This is a genomic window from Actinomadura sp. NPDC048021, assembly GCF_040653135.1.
Lineage (GTDB): Bacteria > Actinomycetota > Actinomycetes > Streptosporangiales > Streptosporangiaceae > Spirillospora > Spirillospora verrucosospora.
In genome coordinates, this window is sequence record NZ_JBEZJQ010000002.1 from 1 (window position 1) to 13,755 (window position 13,755).

General features: G+C 73.2%; 16 protein-coding genes. 5 read left to right on the forward strand and 11 right to left on the reverse strand.

What is annotated here, in order from left to right; translation table 11 throughout:
• Window positions 1-116 precede the first annotated feature (116 nt).
• From AB0C87_RS03110 to AB0C87_RS03120, 3 genes are all read right to left on the reverse strand, one after another.
• Complete coding sequence (locus tag AB0C87_RS03110; protein ID WP_345171144.1) at window positions 117-569, reverse strand: hypothetical protein; 453 nt, start codon at window positions 567-569, stop codon at window positions 117-119.
• Between the two features lie 141 nt (window positions 570-710).
• Window positions 711-1,328 (reverse strand): rhomboid family intramembrane serine protease, encoded by a 618-nt coding sequence (locus tag AB0C87_RS03115; RefSeq protein ID WP_345171146.1) that lies wholly within the window; start codon window positions 1,326-1,328, stop codon window positions 711-713.
• Between the two features lie 73 nt (window positions 1,329-1,401).
• Window positions 1,402-1,731 (reverse strand): WhiB family transcriptional regulator, encoded by a 330-nt coding sequence (locus AB0C87_RS03120; protein ID WP_345171147.1) that lies wholly within the window; start codon window positions 1,729-1,731, stop codon window positions 1,402-1,404.
• A 149-nt stretch (window positions 1,732-1,880) separates the two neighbouring features.
• Here AB0C87_RS03120 and AB0C87_RS03125 point away from each other — a divergent pair, with 149 nt between their 5' ends.
• Complete coding sequence (locus AB0C87_RS03125; RefSeq protein WP_353833813.1) at window positions 1,881-2,333, forward strand: GNAT family N-acetyltransferase; 453 nt, start codon at window positions 1,881-1,883, stop codon at window positions 2,331-2,333.
• A 23-nt stretch (window positions 2,334-2,356) separates the two neighbouring features.
• On the opposite strand, the gene AB0C87_RS03130 is transcribed toward AB0C87_RS03125, so the two are convergent.
• Window positions 2,357-2,752 carry a nuclear transport factor 2 family protein gene (locus AB0C87_RS03130; RefSeq protein WP_345171149.1) on the reverse strand — a complete coding sequence of 132 codons (396 nt, stop codon included), beginning with the start codon at window positions 2,750-2,752 and terminating at the stop codon, window positions 2,357-2,359.
• Between the two features lie 63 nt (window positions 2,753-2,815).
• Between AB0C87_RS03130 and AB0C87_RS03135 the strand changes: the two genes are divergently transcribed.
• A complete protein-coding gene (locus AB0C87_RS03135; protein WP_353833809.1) occupies window positions 2,816-3,373 on the forward strand; it encodes a TetR family transcriptional regulator in 558 nt (185 codons plus the stop codon).
• Window positions 3,374-3,468: 95 nt separating this feature from the next.
• Window positions 3,469-4,965 carry a CYTH and CHAD domain-containing protein gene (locus AB0C87_RS03140; RefSeq protein ID WP_345171153.1) on the forward strand — a complete coding sequence of 499 codons (1,497 nt, stop codon included), beginning with the start codon at window positions 3,469-3,471 and terminating at the stop codon, window positions 4,963-4,965.
• Between the two features lie 47 nt (window positions 4,966-5,012).
• On the opposite strand, the gene AB0C87_RS03145 is transcribed toward AB0C87_RS03140, so the two are convergent.
• The 5 genes from AB0C87_RS03145 to AB0C87_RS03165 are packed head-to-tail and all read right to left on the reverse strand — an operon-like array spanning window position 5,013 to window position 9,672.
• Window positions 5,013-5,810 (reverse strand): SDR family oxidoreductase, encoded by a 798-nt coding sequence (locus AB0C87_RS03145; protein ID WP_360576272.1) that lies wholly within the window; start codon window positions 5,808-5,810, stop codon window positions 5,013-5,015.
• A gap of 3 nt (window positions 5,811-5,813) precedes the next feature.
• Window positions 5,814-6,266 (reverse strand): SRPBCC domain-containing protein, encoded by a 453-nt coding sequence (locus tag AB0C87_RS03150; protein WP_360576274.1) that lies wholly within the window; start codon window positions 6,264-6,266, stop codon window positions 5,814-5,816.
• Window positions 6,263-6,673, reverse strand: a complete 411-nt coding sequence (locus tag AB0C87_RS03155; protein WP_360576276.1) for a metalloregulator ArsR/SmtB family transcription factor — start codon at window positions 6,671-6,673, stop codon at window positions 6,263-6,265. The genes AB0C87_RS03150 and AB0C87_RS03155 overlap by 4 nt, the downstream gene beginning before the upstream one ends.
• Before the next feature lie 49 nt (window positions 6,674-6,722).
• The gene (locus AB0C87_RS03160) at window positions 6,723-7,595 is read right to left on the reverse strand and encodes an NUDIX domain-containing protein (RefSeq protein ID WP_360576278.1); all 873 of its coding nucleotides are present in this window, start codon (window positions 7,593-7,595) and stop codon (window positions 6,723-6,725) included.
• Entirely contained in the window at window positions 7,588-9,672 is a 2,085-nt protein-coding gene (locus AB0C87_RS03165; protein ID WP_345171163.1) for an RNA degradosome polyphosphate kinase, read from the reverse strand. The genes AB0C87_RS03160 and AB0C87_RS03165 overlap by 8 nt, the downstream gene beginning before the upstream one ends.
• A gap of 198 nt (window positions 9,673-9,870) precedes the next feature.
• Here AB0C87_RS03165 and AB0C87_RS03170 point away from each other — a divergent pair, with 198 nt between their 5' ends.
• Entirely contained in the window at window positions 9,871-11,355 is a 1,485-nt protein-coding gene (locus AB0C87_RS03170) for a pentapeptide repeat-containing protein (protein ID WP_360576281.1), read from the forward strand.
• Window positions 11,356-11,500: 145 nt separating this feature from the next.
• Window positions 11,501-11,737: a hypothetical protein gene (locus AB0C87_RS03175; protein ID WP_258944924.1), complete on the forward strand. Its 237-nt coding sequence runs from the start codon at window positions 11,501-11,503 to the stop codon at window positions 11,735-11,737.
• Between the two features lie 67 nt (window positions 11,738-11,804).
• Here the strand turns inward: AB0C87_RS03175 and AB0C87_RS03180 are convergent, their stop codons facing one another.
• Both AB0C87_RS03180 and AB0C87_RS03185 read right to left on the reverse strand, forming a co-directional pair.
• Window positions 11,805-12,959 (reverse strand): CU044_5270 family protein, encoded by a 1,155-nt coding sequence (locus AB0C87_RS03180; protein WP_360576283.1) that lies wholly within the window; start codon window positions 12,957-12,959, stop codon window positions 11,805-11,807.
• The gene (locus AB0C87_RS03185) at window positions 12,956-13,588 is read right to left on the reverse strand and encodes a sigma-70 family RNA polymerase sigma factor (RefSeq protein WP_360349775.1); all 633 of its coding nucleotides are present in this window, start codon (window positions 13,586-13,588) and stop codon (window positions 12,956-12,958) included. Before AB0C87_RS03185 ends, AB0C87_RS03180 begins: the two co-directional genes overlap by 4 nt.
• Between the last annotated feature and the right edge of the window lie 167 nt (window positions 13,589-13,755).

Here is a 13,755-nt window from a genome sequence, read left to right on the forward strand (position 1 = left end):
GGACTCCGCGCTCGCGGGGGGGGGTGTCGCCACGGTCCTCGCCGGCGACGCGACCGTCGTTCACTCGTGAGAGGCGGCGGGGCGCCGCCCTGCCGCCCCGTCGCAGGCGGTGCCGATCAGGCGGCGCCCGTCGCCCGCCGCCGTGCCGCGAGCGCGATCCCGCCGCCGGCGAGGACCGTGGCGACACCCCCCGCGGCGAGCGCGGAGTCCATGCCGGTGGAGGTTCCGCCCGCGCCCGTCTCCACGCCGCCGGTCGGAATGACCCGGAGCTTGCGCAGGAACTTGACGTCGATGAACCCGTGCCGGAGCTGGACCGGGACGTTCCCGCGGATCTCGGTGAACCCCTTGGTCTTGCAGTCGGCCCACGGCTTGTCGTGGAACTTCAGGACGCCCACGACCTTCGAATGCACGTTGGGCAGCTCGTGCACGTTGAGTCCGTCCCGCGCCGTGACCAGGTACTCGCAGAGCTGGGTGTCGGTCTGCGCCTCCGCCGCCCCAGCCCCGATCACGACGAACGCCCCGGCCGCCGCCCCCGCGGCGGCCACGGCCATCGCTCTTCGCACGCTCATCCTTCTCCCCTTGCTCGTTCCCCCTGGTGGGCGAGGTCGCCCACCTCGGGGGGACCGATACCCGACGAAGATCAAGAAGAGCCATGGAGACGACAAAACAATGGAGTCGCCAGATTGGCGTCCATTCACTGCAAAAGGCTTTTAGTCGGACATTTTTCGAGACGTCGCGGTCGTGCCGCCGCGCAGGAACCACGAGGCGAGGAGGCCGCCGAGCAGCCCGAAGAGGTGGCCCTGCCACGAGATGGTGGGGTCGCTCGGCAGGACGCCGAGCAGCATCGTCCCGTAGACGGCGACGACGGCGACCGCGATGGCGATGTCGGGCAGCCGCCGCTCGAAGATCCCGCGTCCCACCAGGTAGCCGAAGAACCCGAAGATCAGGATGCTGGACCCGAGGGTGTTGGCGGAGCTGAGGAACCACACCCCGAGCCCGCCGACCACGATGATGATCAGGCTGGCGGCGAGGAACCTGGCGATGCCCCGCGCCGCCGCGGCGAACCCGAGGATCAGGAACGGGACCGTGTTGGCCGTCAGGTGCCCGAAGCCGGCGTGCATGAAGGGCGCGGTGAAGATGTCCGGCAGGTCGTTCACGTCGCGCGGCTGGATCCCGAACCGGTCGAGCCAGCCGTTCGTCGTGTAGTCGAACGCCTCCAGAACCCACATCGCGGCGGTCACCGTGAGGATCAGCACCGCCGACGCCAGGGCCCGGGCGCCGTGTTTCGCCAGGCCCTCGGAACGTTGCCGGTCGGGGGTAAAGCTCATGTCAGCCACCGTAAAGTCTCTGCGTCCCTGACTCCCCCAACGGACGGGACGGGCAGAAGGTGCCGGTGGCGTTCTAGGCGGCCGACGCGTGCTCCGACTCGGAGGCGTCGCCCCGCACCACGATCACCGGCAGCGGCCGCCGCGCCGGGGCGTCGGCCGTCCGGCGCAGGTAGCGCCGCTCCTCGGGGGTCGTCCCGCCCCAGATGCCGTCGGGCTCCCCCACCCGCAGCGCCCACGCGAGGCAGTCGGCCCGCACCGGGCAGTGGGAACAGATCTCCTTGGCCGCGTCCTCCTGTGCCTGGAGCACGGGCGCGGAGTAGCCGATCGGGAAGAACAGGTCAGGATCCGCGCCGCGGCAGATGGCGTGGTCGGTCCAGTGTTCCTCGTTCTCGTTGTTGTGCATTGACTTCTCCCTGCGCGGCGATGAGACCGCCGTCCGAGCCGGGGGGTCTCCACTCAGCGTAGTACTACACACCGTAGTACTACAAGACATGGGCGAACGCTGCAACTTAGCGTCCCGATAGCCTGGAAGGCGTGCAGAGTGATCAAGAAGTGACCTTCCGCGAGGCGACGTTGGACGATCTCCCCGAGATCGTCCGGCTCCTCGCCGACGATCCCCTGGGATCAACCCGCGAAACACCGGGTGAGGAGATACCGGAGGCCTACTTCAGAGCGTTCGCCGCGATCGAGAAGGATCCCAACAACAGCCTGGTCGTCGCCGAGGTGGCGGGGGCGGTCGCCGGCACGCTCCAGCTCACCTTCATCCCCGGCCTCACCTACACCGGCTCCGAGCGCGCCCAGATCGAGGGCGTCCGCGTCGCCGCCGAGCAGCGCGGCGCCGGGCTGGGCCAGCTGATGATCACATGGGCCATCGACCGGGCCCGCGCCCGCGGCTGCCGCGTGGTGCAGCTCACCACCGACCGCCAGCGCCCCGACGCGATCCGCTTCTACCAGAAGATCGGCTTCCGCCCGTCCCACATGGGGATGAAGTACCACCTCGTCTGAGGCACCCGGCGGGCGCCGCCGGTTCACGGGACGAGGGCGTCCCGCCACCGGGCCGTGTCGGTGTACTGGTGCAGCCAGGAGATCCTGCCCTCGGTGACGCGCCAGAGATGCGCGAACTCCGCCTCGAACGAACGGCCCGTCGCCCTGGCCGTTCCGCGGTACCGTCCCGTCACCACGACCAGCCCGTCTCCGGTCTCATGCCAGGTCTCGGCGTGGGGAGCCGTGTCGAACTCGGCGAAGATCGCCCCCCACACCCGAGCGAGGGTCTCCTCGGGGCCCCGGAAGTCGCCGCCCGCACCGCACGGCAGCCCCGGCGCCGTGTGCGCCTCGAACTCCGGATGGAGGAGGGCGAGGATCGCCGCCCCGTCGGCCGCCTGGGTCGCGGTGTAGAAACCCCTGACGATCTCGGAAGCCGACATGGCCGCTCCTTTTTAGAGGCTGTGTTCTAGAATGCTCTCACTACTATCATCCGGGAGGCGCGCGTGGGAAGACCGGCCAAGTTCGACGAGGACCGGATCCTCGACGCGGCGCTCGCGGTCACCGCCGAGGGCGGGCCCTCCGCCGCGACCATCGCCGCCATCGCCGAGCGCCTCGGCGCCCCGTCCGGCTCGCTCTACCACCGCTTCGGGTCGCGCGACCTGCTGCTCGCCACCCTGTGGACCCGCTGCGTCCGCCGCTTCCAGGATGGCTTCGTCGCGGCCCTGGACGCGGACGACGCCGAGGCGGCCGCCCTGCACACGCCCCGCTGGTGCCGCGAGCGCCCCGCCGAGGCCGCCGTGCTGCTCCTGCACCGCCGCCGCGACCTCGCCGCCGCCTGGCCCGCCGAACTCGCCGCACCCCTCGACGCCCTGAACGCCCGGGCCACGGGCGCGCTGAGCGCGTTCGCCCGGCGCCGCGGCGTCGACCGCGAGCGCGTGGTCTTCGCCACGGTCGACGTCCCCTACGGCGCCGTCCGCCGGCACCTGCTCGACCACCGGCCCCCGCCGACGCGGGTCGACGAGCTGATCGTCACCACCTGCCGCGCGGTCCTGGTCCCGTAGGGGACGAGGAGTTTTCGGCCGTTGTTCACTTTGACGTGGAATGCTGGCTATCTGGGTGTGCACCCGATTTGTCGCCCTTCCCTGAGGAGCAGCGCGTGGCCGAGCGGCATCTGGAGATCGAGCAGAAGTACGACGCCCCGGCCGGGTTCGTCCTGCCGGAACTGGACGGGCTCGCGGGCGTGGCGTCGGTCGGGGAGCCCGAGGTCCGGGAGCTGCACGCCACCTACTTCGACACCGCGGACCTGCGCCTGGCGGCCAACCGGATCACGCTGCGCCGGCGGCGGGGCGGGCCGGACGCGGGCTGGCACCTGAAGATGCCGGCCGGGCGGGACGGGGACGGCAAGCACGAGTTCCGGGCGCCCCTCGGCCGCCCCCTGCTCGTCCCGGCGCGCCTGGCCGGGCTCGTCGCCGCGCACACCCGCGGGGCGGAGCTGCGCCCCGTCGCGACCCTGGAGACCCGCCGGACGGTCGTGCGCCTGCTCGGCACGGACGGCGAGGCCCTCGCGGAGGTCGCCGACGACCTGGTGACCGGGCGCGGGCGGGAGGCCGACCCCGAGCGCTGGCGGGAGATCGAGGTCGAGCTCGGCACCGGGACGCCGGAGCTGCTGAAGGCCGCGGGCAAGCGCCTGCGCAAGGCCGGGGCGAAGAGGTCCAAGTCGGCGTCCAAGCTCGCGCGGCTGCTCGGGGACGGCGTCGCGCCGTCGGAGGCGGCGCGGCAGCGGGCCGCGGCCCGGTCGCGGATCACGGAGGCGACCAGCAACGGAAAGGCACCCTCGATCACGACGGGGGAGGTCGTGCTGGCCTATCTCGCCGAGCAGGTCGAGTCGATCCTGCGGTTCGACCCCGGGGCGCGGCTGGGCGAGGACGACGCCGTCCACCGCATGCGCGTGGCCGTGCGCAGAACGAGGAGCGTCCTGCGCAGCTACCGGCCCGTCCTGGACGCGGAGCGGACCGCGCCGCTCGGGCCCGAGCTGCGGTGGGTCGCGCAGGCCCTCGGCGAGGTCCGCGACCTGGAGGTGCTCCGGGCCCGCTTCGCGGACGCGCCGCCCTTCCTGCAGGACGACCTGGAGCGGCACGAGCGGGCCGCGTACCGGCACCTCAACGCCGCCCTGAGGGACGCGCGGTACTTCGCGCTGCTCGACGGGCTCGACAGGCTGGTCGCCGACCCGCCGCTGGCGGCCGTGGCCGGCAAGAAGGCCCGCAAGGAGCTCCCCGCGCTCGTCACGCGGGCCTGGGACCGGATGGCCGGGGACTACGCGTCGATCAAGACGTCCGCCGACCCCGACCTCGCCCGCCACGAGACGCGGAAGGCGGCCAAGCGCGCCCGGTACGCGGCCGAGCTGGCGGTTCCCGTGCTGGGCGCGGCGGCCAAGCGGGTGGTCAAGGACACCAAGCGCATCCAGGAGGTCCTCGGCGCCCACCAGGACGCCGTGATCGCGATGGAGCACCTGGAACGGGCAGCCGCCCGCGCCCGCACGACCGCGGACGCCTTCGCGGTCGGCGTCCTCTACGGCGGGGAGCGGGCGGAGGCGGAGAAGGCCCGCGACCTCCTGGCGACCACCTGGTCACGGACGCTGGGCCCCTCGTTCTGACGGGCCGGCGTCCGCGCCGTCCCCGGTCCCCCTAGTCCACGTTTCCCCTAGTCCACGATGCAGCCGGCGCTCAGGTTGGCGATCACTCCCGTCATCGTCCGGGCGCGGTCCGAGGCGGCGAACGCCGCGTACTCGGCCACGTCCTCGGGCGTCGGCAGGCGCCCGAGCAGTGTCCCCCGCGCGGCGCCGGCGAGCCACTCGTCCGTGGTCGCGCCCGCGCGGCCGGCCATCTCCTCGAAGGCCCCGGTCACATGGGAGGCGCCGACCGACGCGGGGATCGCGTGGGGCCGGATGCAGACCACGCGCACCCCGTCGGGGCCGAGCTCGCCCGCCAGGATGCGGGAGAACGCCTCGACCGCGGCCGACGAGACGCCGTTGCCCAGGAAGCCGCGTCCCGTCAGGCGGGCGCCGGGGGTGGACATCGTGAGGACGACGCCCGAGCCCTGCTCCGCGAGGTGCGGAGCGGCGGCCTTCACGGTGGCGAACAGCGTGCGCAGGTACCCGTCGATCGGGGCCATGAACCGGTCGAGGTCGAGCTCCGCGAGCGGCGGCCCCTGCACGTGCGGGACGCCGACCGCGTTGACCAGGATGTCGAGGCGTCCGGCCCGCCCGGTCACCTCGTCCAGGTGCCGGCGCACGGCGTCCTCGTCCGCGGCGTCGACCAGGGCGGCCTCCGCCCGGCCGCCTCCGGCGGTGACGTCCCGCACCACGCGGTCCAGGGGGTCGCGGGTGCGTCCGGCGACGTGCACCTGGGCGCCTTCACGCGCGAAGGCACGCGCGATCGCTCCGCCGACGGTGCCTCCGCCGCCGTAGACGACGGCGACTTTCTTGTCCAAGGTGGTCACGGTTCAGTCCTCGTCTCGTGCGGGTTCGTCTCGTGTGCGGGAGTCGCCAAGTTCGCGGAGAACGTCCGACCATCCGGCACGGTGCGAGGTCCGGGCCTCCTCGTCCGGAAGCCCGACCTGATGGATCTCCACCACGGTCGCGCCGGGCGAGGGCCGGAAGGTGACCGTCACCACCGAGTCCCGGTGCCGGGTCGCGGGTGAGGACCAGGTGAACACCAGCCGCCGGGGCCGGTCGATCACCCGGTAGGTGCCGGAGTGCAGGATGGACGACTCGTCGTCGACCATGACGATGCGGAACGTTCCACCCTCGCGCGGGTCCGTTTCGGCCCGGGTCTCCCTGATGCCGGACGGTCTGAGCCACGAGCCGAGGCTCCGCGCGTCCAGCCAGGCGTCGAAGAGGACCTCGGGAGAGGCGGCGATCTCCCGCTGGACGGTCACCGAGTACGCGTTCGTCACGACGCCCCCTCCGCGGTGTCACGGCCGGTGTCACGGCCGGTGTCACGGTCAGCGTCACGGTCAGCGTCACGGGCGGCCGCTTCGCGGTCGGCGACGAAGGCTTCGAGCGAGGCGAGCTGCTCGCTCCAGAACGCGCGGTAGTGCTCGATCCACGCGGCCGCCTCGGCGAGCGGCGCCGCGTTCAGGCTCAGGAAGTGCTCGCGCCCCCGCACGTTCCGCCGCACCAGCCCCGCCCCTTCGAGCGTCCGGATGTGCTTGGACGTGGAGTTCAGGGAGATCGGGAATGCTCCCGCGACGTCCGTCACCCGGGCGTCCGACTCGGCGAGCCGGGCCAGGATGGCGCGGCGGGTGGGGTCGGAGACCGCCGAGAAGACCGAATCGAGCAGGTCAGCAGAATATTCACCCATAAGGGTGAATGTACGGGTCGGCCCTGCGCGACCGCAACCCACGCGTTCGTCAGGCCCCCGCCGTCCGGGGCGTGTGGCGTTCGAGGGCGGCCAGCGCGCCGTCGGCGAGATGGGCGGTCCAGAACTCGGCCTTGTCGAGCTTCGTGTCGTCCGGGACCTTCTCGCCCAGCTTCCGGCAGAGGCCGGCGACGAGCTCGGAGACGATCTCGCCGTGCGTGCTCACCAGCGCGGGAGCGCCCGCCATGGACAGCAGCCGCTCCACGGCCTGGTCCGGATTGGTCTCGCCGACCGTGAACGCCGCCTCCGTCTCGACGGGCACGCGGACGCGCCGCGCGTAGGGCAGGACGGTCTCCAAGCACCGGGCGGTGGCCGAGCTGACGGTCCGCATGGGCCCGTAGGAGCGCAGCAGCCCGGCGAGGCCGGACGCCTCGGCGCGGCCAGCCTCGTCCAGCGGGCGCAGCTCGTCGGCCTCCCGCCACGCCTTCTTCTCCCCCGCGCGCGCGTGCCGCAGGATGACCAGCGGCGCGGTGGCGAGCGGGCCCCCCAGGAACTCGTGGAGCAGGTCGACGTCGTGCCGGTAGCTGAGCCGGTCCTCGGCCTCCTCCGCCGGCAGCCAGACCAGCTCGTCCACCTCGTCGTTCGGGGTGAACGCGCTCACCGCGACCGGGCGGGCGGCCCAGTACTCGACCCGCTTGGTCTGCTCACCGAGCGGATAGGTGACGGTCGAGAGGCGCCGCCCGAGGCGGGGGACGACGCCGGTCTCCTCCTCGACCTCGCGGACGGCGGCGCGCAGCACGTGCTCGCCCGGGTCGACCTTGCCCTTCGGGAACGACCAGTCGTCGTGGCGGGGCCGGTGGATCAGCGCGAACTCCGGGCCGTCGCGCCACAGCAGCGCGCCCGCGGCCCTGATGGTCTCAGGCATCGATCGTCCTCCACCGGCGGCTCTTCACCAGGTGGGTCTGGATGTCCCGCAGGGTCTCGCCGGGACGGGCCTGGTTGCGCGTCCAGGTGCCCTCCGCGTCGAGCGTCCAGGCGTGGGTGTCCTCGGCCATGGCCCGGTCCATCAGCGCGAGCAGGTCGTCGCGCTGGGCCCGGTCGTTGACGGTGACGAGGGCCTCGACGCGGCGGTCCAGGTTGCGGTGCATCAGGTCGGCGCTGCCGAGCCACACCTCGGGTTCGCCGCCGTTCTCGAACGCGAACACGCGGGAGTGCTCCAGGAACCGGCCGAGGACGCTGCGCACCCGGATCATGTCCGACAGGCCGGGCACGCCGGGACGCAGCGCGCAGATGCCGCGGACCCAGACGTCCACCGGGACCCCGGCCCGGGACGCCCGGTAGAGCGCGTCGATGATGACCTCGTCCACCAGCGCGTTGCACTTGATCCGGACGCGGGCGGGGTGCCCGGCACGCCGGTTGTCGATCTCGTGCTCGATCCGCTGGACGAGCCCGGAGCGCAGGCTGTTCGGCGCGACGAGCAGCCGGTGGTAGGAGCTCTGCCGCGAGTAGCCGGTGAGGTGGTTGAACAGGGCGCTGACGTCCTCGCCGACCTCGGGGTCGGCGGTGAGCAGCCCGAAGTCCTCGTACAGGCGCGCGGTCTTCGGGTGGTAGTTGCCGGTGCCGATGTGGCAGTAGCGGCGCAGGTGGCCCTCGGACTCCTGCCGGACGATCAGCGCGAGCTTGCAGTGCGTCTTCAGCCCGACGAACCCGTAGACGACATGGCAGCCGGCGGTCTCCAGCTTGCGCGCCCAGGCGATGTTGGCGCGCTCGTCGAACCGGGCCTTCAGCTCGACGACGACCACGACCTGCTTGCCGGCCTCGGCGGCGCTCATCAGCGCGTCCACGATCGGCGAGTCGCCGCTCGTCCGGTACAGGGTCTGCTTGATCGCCAGGACGCGCGGGTCGGACGCGGCGTCCTCGATCAGCCGCTGGACGGTGGTGGTGAACGAGTCGTAGGGGTGGTGGACGAGCACGTCGCGCTCACGGATGGCGCTGAAGATGCTCGCGTCCTCCGGCAGCGCCTCCTTCGACGGGACGAAAGGGGGGTACTTCAGCTCCGGCCGGTCGAGGTCGGCGATGGCGGCGAGGCCGCCGAGGTCGAGCGGCCCGACCACGCGGTAGATCTGGCCCTCGTCCACCCCCAGCTCGGAGGTGAGCAGGTCCAGCACCCCCTCGGAGATCGACTCCTCGACCTCCAGCCGGACGACGGGGCCGAACCGGCGGCGCAGCAGCTCGCGTTCGAGCGCCTGCAGCAGGCCCTCGCTGATGTCGTCGTCGATCTCCAGGTCCTGGTTGCGGGTGACCCGGAACGCGTGGTGCTCGACGACCTCCATCCCGACGAACAGCTGCCCGAGGTGGGCCGCGATGACGTCCTCCAGCGGCGTGAACCGGTCGGGGGACGCCTCGATGAAGCGCGGCAGCAGCGGGGGCACCTTCACCCGGGCGAACATCGTGGCGTCGGTCTCCGGGTCGCGGACGATCACCGCGAGGTTCAGCGACAGACCCGAGATGTAGGGGAACGGGTGCGCGGAGTCGACGACGAGCGGGGTGAGCACGGGGTAGATCCGGTCGCGGAAGAGCCGCCGCAGCCGCTCCTGCTCGGTCTCGGCCAGCTCGTCCCAGCGCAGGAGCTCGATGCCCTCCTCGCCGAGCGCGGGCAGGATCTCCTTGCGGAAGCACGACGCGTGCCGCTGCATCAGCTCGTGCGCGACCACGCCGGTGCGCGCCAGCACCTCGCGGGGCTGGCGGCCGCTGGCGGACTGGACGGCCAGGCCCGTCGCCATCCGGCGGGCGAGCCCGGCGACGCGGACCATGAAGAACTCGTCCAGGTTGCTGGAGAAGATCGACAGGAAGCGGACGCGTTCGAGCAGCGGCAGCCCCGGGTCCTCGGCGAGCTCCAGGACGCGCTGGTTGAACCTCAGCCAGCTCTCCTCGCGGTCGAGGAAGCGGTCGTCGGGCAGCGCCTCGGATTGCGGAGGGACATGTCCTGGATTGACGGTCATGCCAGAATTTTCCCCGATCTAGGTTAACGAAAGTCGAACGTACGGGTTCCACCGAGGTATCCGATAGGTCGATCATTCCCGCGGTTCCCGCAGATCACTCCGTCCCGGCCGTCGCCGCCGAACGTGGCCGGGGGGTTGCAACGACCTGGCCACCAGGAGACCTTCACTGCGCGCCCCCGCGTGGGTAGAACGAAGACCGTGACTCCTCACGAGGCTTCGCCGCCCACGGTGTTCTGGCCGCGCTGCACCGCCGTCGACGGCTGCACCGGCCGGGCCGCGGGCGACCTGGGCGGCTGCCCCGCCCACCTGCGTCCCCGCGAGTTCGAGCGGTTCACGGGCGCGCTGCGCCCCGGAGCCGATCTCGACCTGCGCGGCGTCACCGTCCCGCCGTGGCTGCTGGACGGGGTCCTGGACGCCGTCACCGGGCCCGACGGGCGGCCCCACCTCGGCCGCGCCCGGTTCGACGGGGCCGTGCTCCCGGCGGACGTGGGAATGCGCGGCCTGTGTGTGGAGGGCGACAGCTCGTTCGACGGCGCCCGCTTCCTCGGCGGCGCGTCGTTCTACGACGCGCGGTTCTTCGGCAACGTCTCGTTCCGGGGGGCGCGCTTCGGGCGAAACGCGTCCTTCCACGAGGCCCGGTTCCACCGGCACGCCTCCTTCGAGGAGGCGGTGTTCACCGGCGACGCCCTCTTCGGCGAGACGCGGTGGCACGCCGACGCCGCCTTCCGCGGCGCGGTGCTCATGGGCGCGGCCTGCTTCGACCGCGCCCGGTTCGGGCGGGACGCGGCGATGCAGGGGGCCTGCTTCCGCGGCGACGTGTCGTTCCGGCGCGTCCAGGTGGCGCGCCATGCCCGCTTCGAGCGGGCGCGGTTCCGGCACGGCGCCTGGCTCGGGCCGCTGGCGGCCGGCGGCCGGATCGCGCTGTCGGACGCGACCGTGCACGGCGGGCTGCGGGTGCACGCGGCGGCGCGGCAGGTCATCGCCCGCGGCGCGATCGTCCACGGGGAGGCCGACTTCCGGCTCCGGCACGCCGAACTCGACCTGGAGGACGCGGTGTTCGAGGGCCCGGCCGCCGTCCGGGCGCTGGCGCACCCGATCCAGGGGCTCCCCGAGCCGCCCGCCGGGGCCGGCCCGTCCGGCGTCCGGCTCCTCTCGCTGCGCCGCGCCGACGCGACCCGGCTGCTGCTCGCCGACATCGACCTCAGCGGCTGCGGCTTCCTCGGGCTGCGGCGGCCGGACGCGCTGCGGATCTCGGGCGACTGCGCGTTCGCGACCGCGCCCGGCCGGCGCCGGCTGCGGCCGTGGCGCCGCCGCGACCGGGCCGTCCTCGCCGAGGACCTCGCCGGCGGCGCCGGCCGCGACGACCGGCTGCGCACGCTGTACCAGGAGCTGGCACGCGCCACCGCCGACTCCGACCGCGACCGCCTCGCCCGCGACTTCCGCTACAGCGCGCTGGAGATGCGGCGGCACGGCGAGCGCGACCCGTGGCGCCGCGCCGGCCTGCACCTTCTCTGGATCACCTGCGGATACGGCCTGCGCGCGGGACGCGCCGTGGCCTGGCTCGCGGTCATCGTCGCGCTGCTGTGCTGCGGCGCGTCACTCGTCCGCCACGACGACCGGACGCGGCACGACGACCGCACGGGCGGCGTCCGCGCCGCGCACATGGGCGCCCGCCACACATAAGCGCCTCCGAGGTCCGCTAAAGGCGGGGGTTGTTTTGTCAGACCCACGCGTAATGATTGTTGTTATGAGCAGAGACACCCATCCGGGGGTGCAGTGCCCGCACTGCCAATCCCATCTCGCGCTCGTCCCCGTGACTGGAAACCCCGTGTCCGGAAACTCCGCCGCCGCACCCGTCCCCGTCCTGCCGATCGTGGCGAAGGAGGAATGGCAGCCTCCCCCCGTCGCCGAGGTGCTCGCCGTTTACGCCGGGCGCGCCAAGGACACCGTGACCGCGGCCCGCGGCGCCGCCAAGGTCCGCGAAAGCCTCAACCGCGCCAAGGCGGCCGCCGCGGGCCGCAAAGCCGCACAGAAAACCGCGCGCCGCACTCCCAGAAGCGCGTGATCACAACCCGGCCACTAACGCCGGGAAGGGACGGCACCGCGCCGGCACCGTCCCTTCCCCAATGACGTCAGCGCGGCTGGGAATCGGTCCATTCCGCGCCGATCAAGGCGGTCGAGTTCATCGTCCGCCCCGCCGGGACGCTCGCCCCGGCCGCCGGCGCCACCATGACGTTCATGCTGGCCAGCGCGGCGCCCGAGGTCAGATCAATGATCATTTCCTGCCTGATCACGCCCTGCCGCGTCTTCTCGTCCAGCGCGATGGCGTTCCCCGTCCGCCCCTGCGGATCGGTGACCTTCCCGAGCGACCGCACCGCCGGGAGCCCCGCCAGCATCCGGAACGCGGCCGCCCGCACCGCCGGCTTCACCGGCATCTCCATCACCAGGCCGCGCGCCACCGTGTAGAGCCACAGGTCCGACGCCATCGGCCGGTTCGACTCGGTGTCGTGGCCCTTGTACCAGCGCAGCAGCTCGGCCTTGAGCCGCCTCGGGTCGGACGGAAGCGCCCGCAGGTCCTTCATGGTCACGTTCCGGCCCAGCCAGAACACCTTGTCGCCGTCGACCAGCGCGGAGCCGTTGAAGCTGCGCGGACCGGGCGCGGTCTTCGCCGTGAACCCCTTCAGGCGGCCGTTGACGCCCGGAGCCACCGGAACCTGGACCTTGAAGGTCCCGGGCGACCCCGCGCGCCGCCAGGCCTCCTCGTCCGCCTTGGTCGCGGGCTTGGCCCCCAGCTCCTGCGCCGCGGCCCACGCCTTGCCGCCCGGCCTGCTCGGCGTCCAGCTCTCCGCCTTGCTCCTGACCGTGACGGCGTAACCGCCGCCGCCCTCGCCGACCGTGTACGTGGCGGACGACACCGTCACCTGGTGCCAGAAGGCCCGCATCGTCTCGGTCTGCCCGTCCGCCTTCTCGGCCGCCGCGAGCAGGACGGTCCTCGCGTCGAGCACCCGCTCGCCGCCTCCGCCCGTCCCGGCCGGCTCCGTCCCGCCCCCGCCGGGAGCGACGATCACCGCCGCCGCGGCGACGGCCCCCGCCGCGACCGCCCCGGCCAGCCCCAGTCCCCACACCGGCCGCACTCGCCGCCGCGCGGGCGCGGCGCCCCCGGCCTCCGGAAGCGGCGCCGCCATGGCCCGCGCCAGCTCGGCCCGGCGCACGCCCTCGTCCACCGGCGCACCCGGGTCCATCTCCTCAGGCCTGGCATCCCGCAACACCCGCATCACATCCTTCATGCCGTCTCTCCCTTGATGACTCCGACCTGCGACCGTGCCCCCTGCGCCGCCGCGCCTCCCGGCCCCGGTCCGGGGTCGGTCCGGGCGGGCGGCCTGGGCGGGTCCGGGCGGGCGGACGCGATCCGGGCGTCCGGCTGCTCGTCCTCGGCCGCGCGGACCAGGCGGCGGCGCGCGCGGTGCAGGCGCACCCGCAGCGCCGCCGGCGAGCAGCCGACGACCCGGGCGGCCTCGCGCGGCGTCAGGCCCTGCCAGGCGATGAGGATCAGGATCTCCCTGTCCCCCTCCGGCAGCGACGCCATCGCGCGCAGCACCGCGAGCCGCTCGGCCACGTCCTCGGCGACGTCGCCGGTCCGGCGCGGCGCCCACCGCCCGAGCTCGGCCGCGAACGACTCGCGGCGCACCCGCGCGCGGTGCCCGTCGCGCAGCACGTTCCGGGCGACGCCGAGCAGCCACGGCAGCGCCGGGTCCGGGACGTCGGCCAGCCGCCGCCACGCCACGGCGAAGGTCTCGCTCACCACCTCGTCCGCGACCTGGCCGCCGGCGCGGGCGGCGGCGTAGGCCCACACGCGCTGGCGGCACTCGTCGTAGATCGCGGTGAAGCGCTGTTCATCGGGGGCCTCGTCTGCCACCGCGTGCTCCTCCGTCCGTCCGTTCAGGTCATGTCACGGGGTAGTGGCGCGGGACGCGGCATCGTTACCGAAAGGACAGCAGGTTCCGCCGGAGGAGCGCCGTTCGGCCGTTCCGCGTGCCCCCGCGGCGCCCGATGCCTCTAACATTTGCTCGATGACAAGGGCCT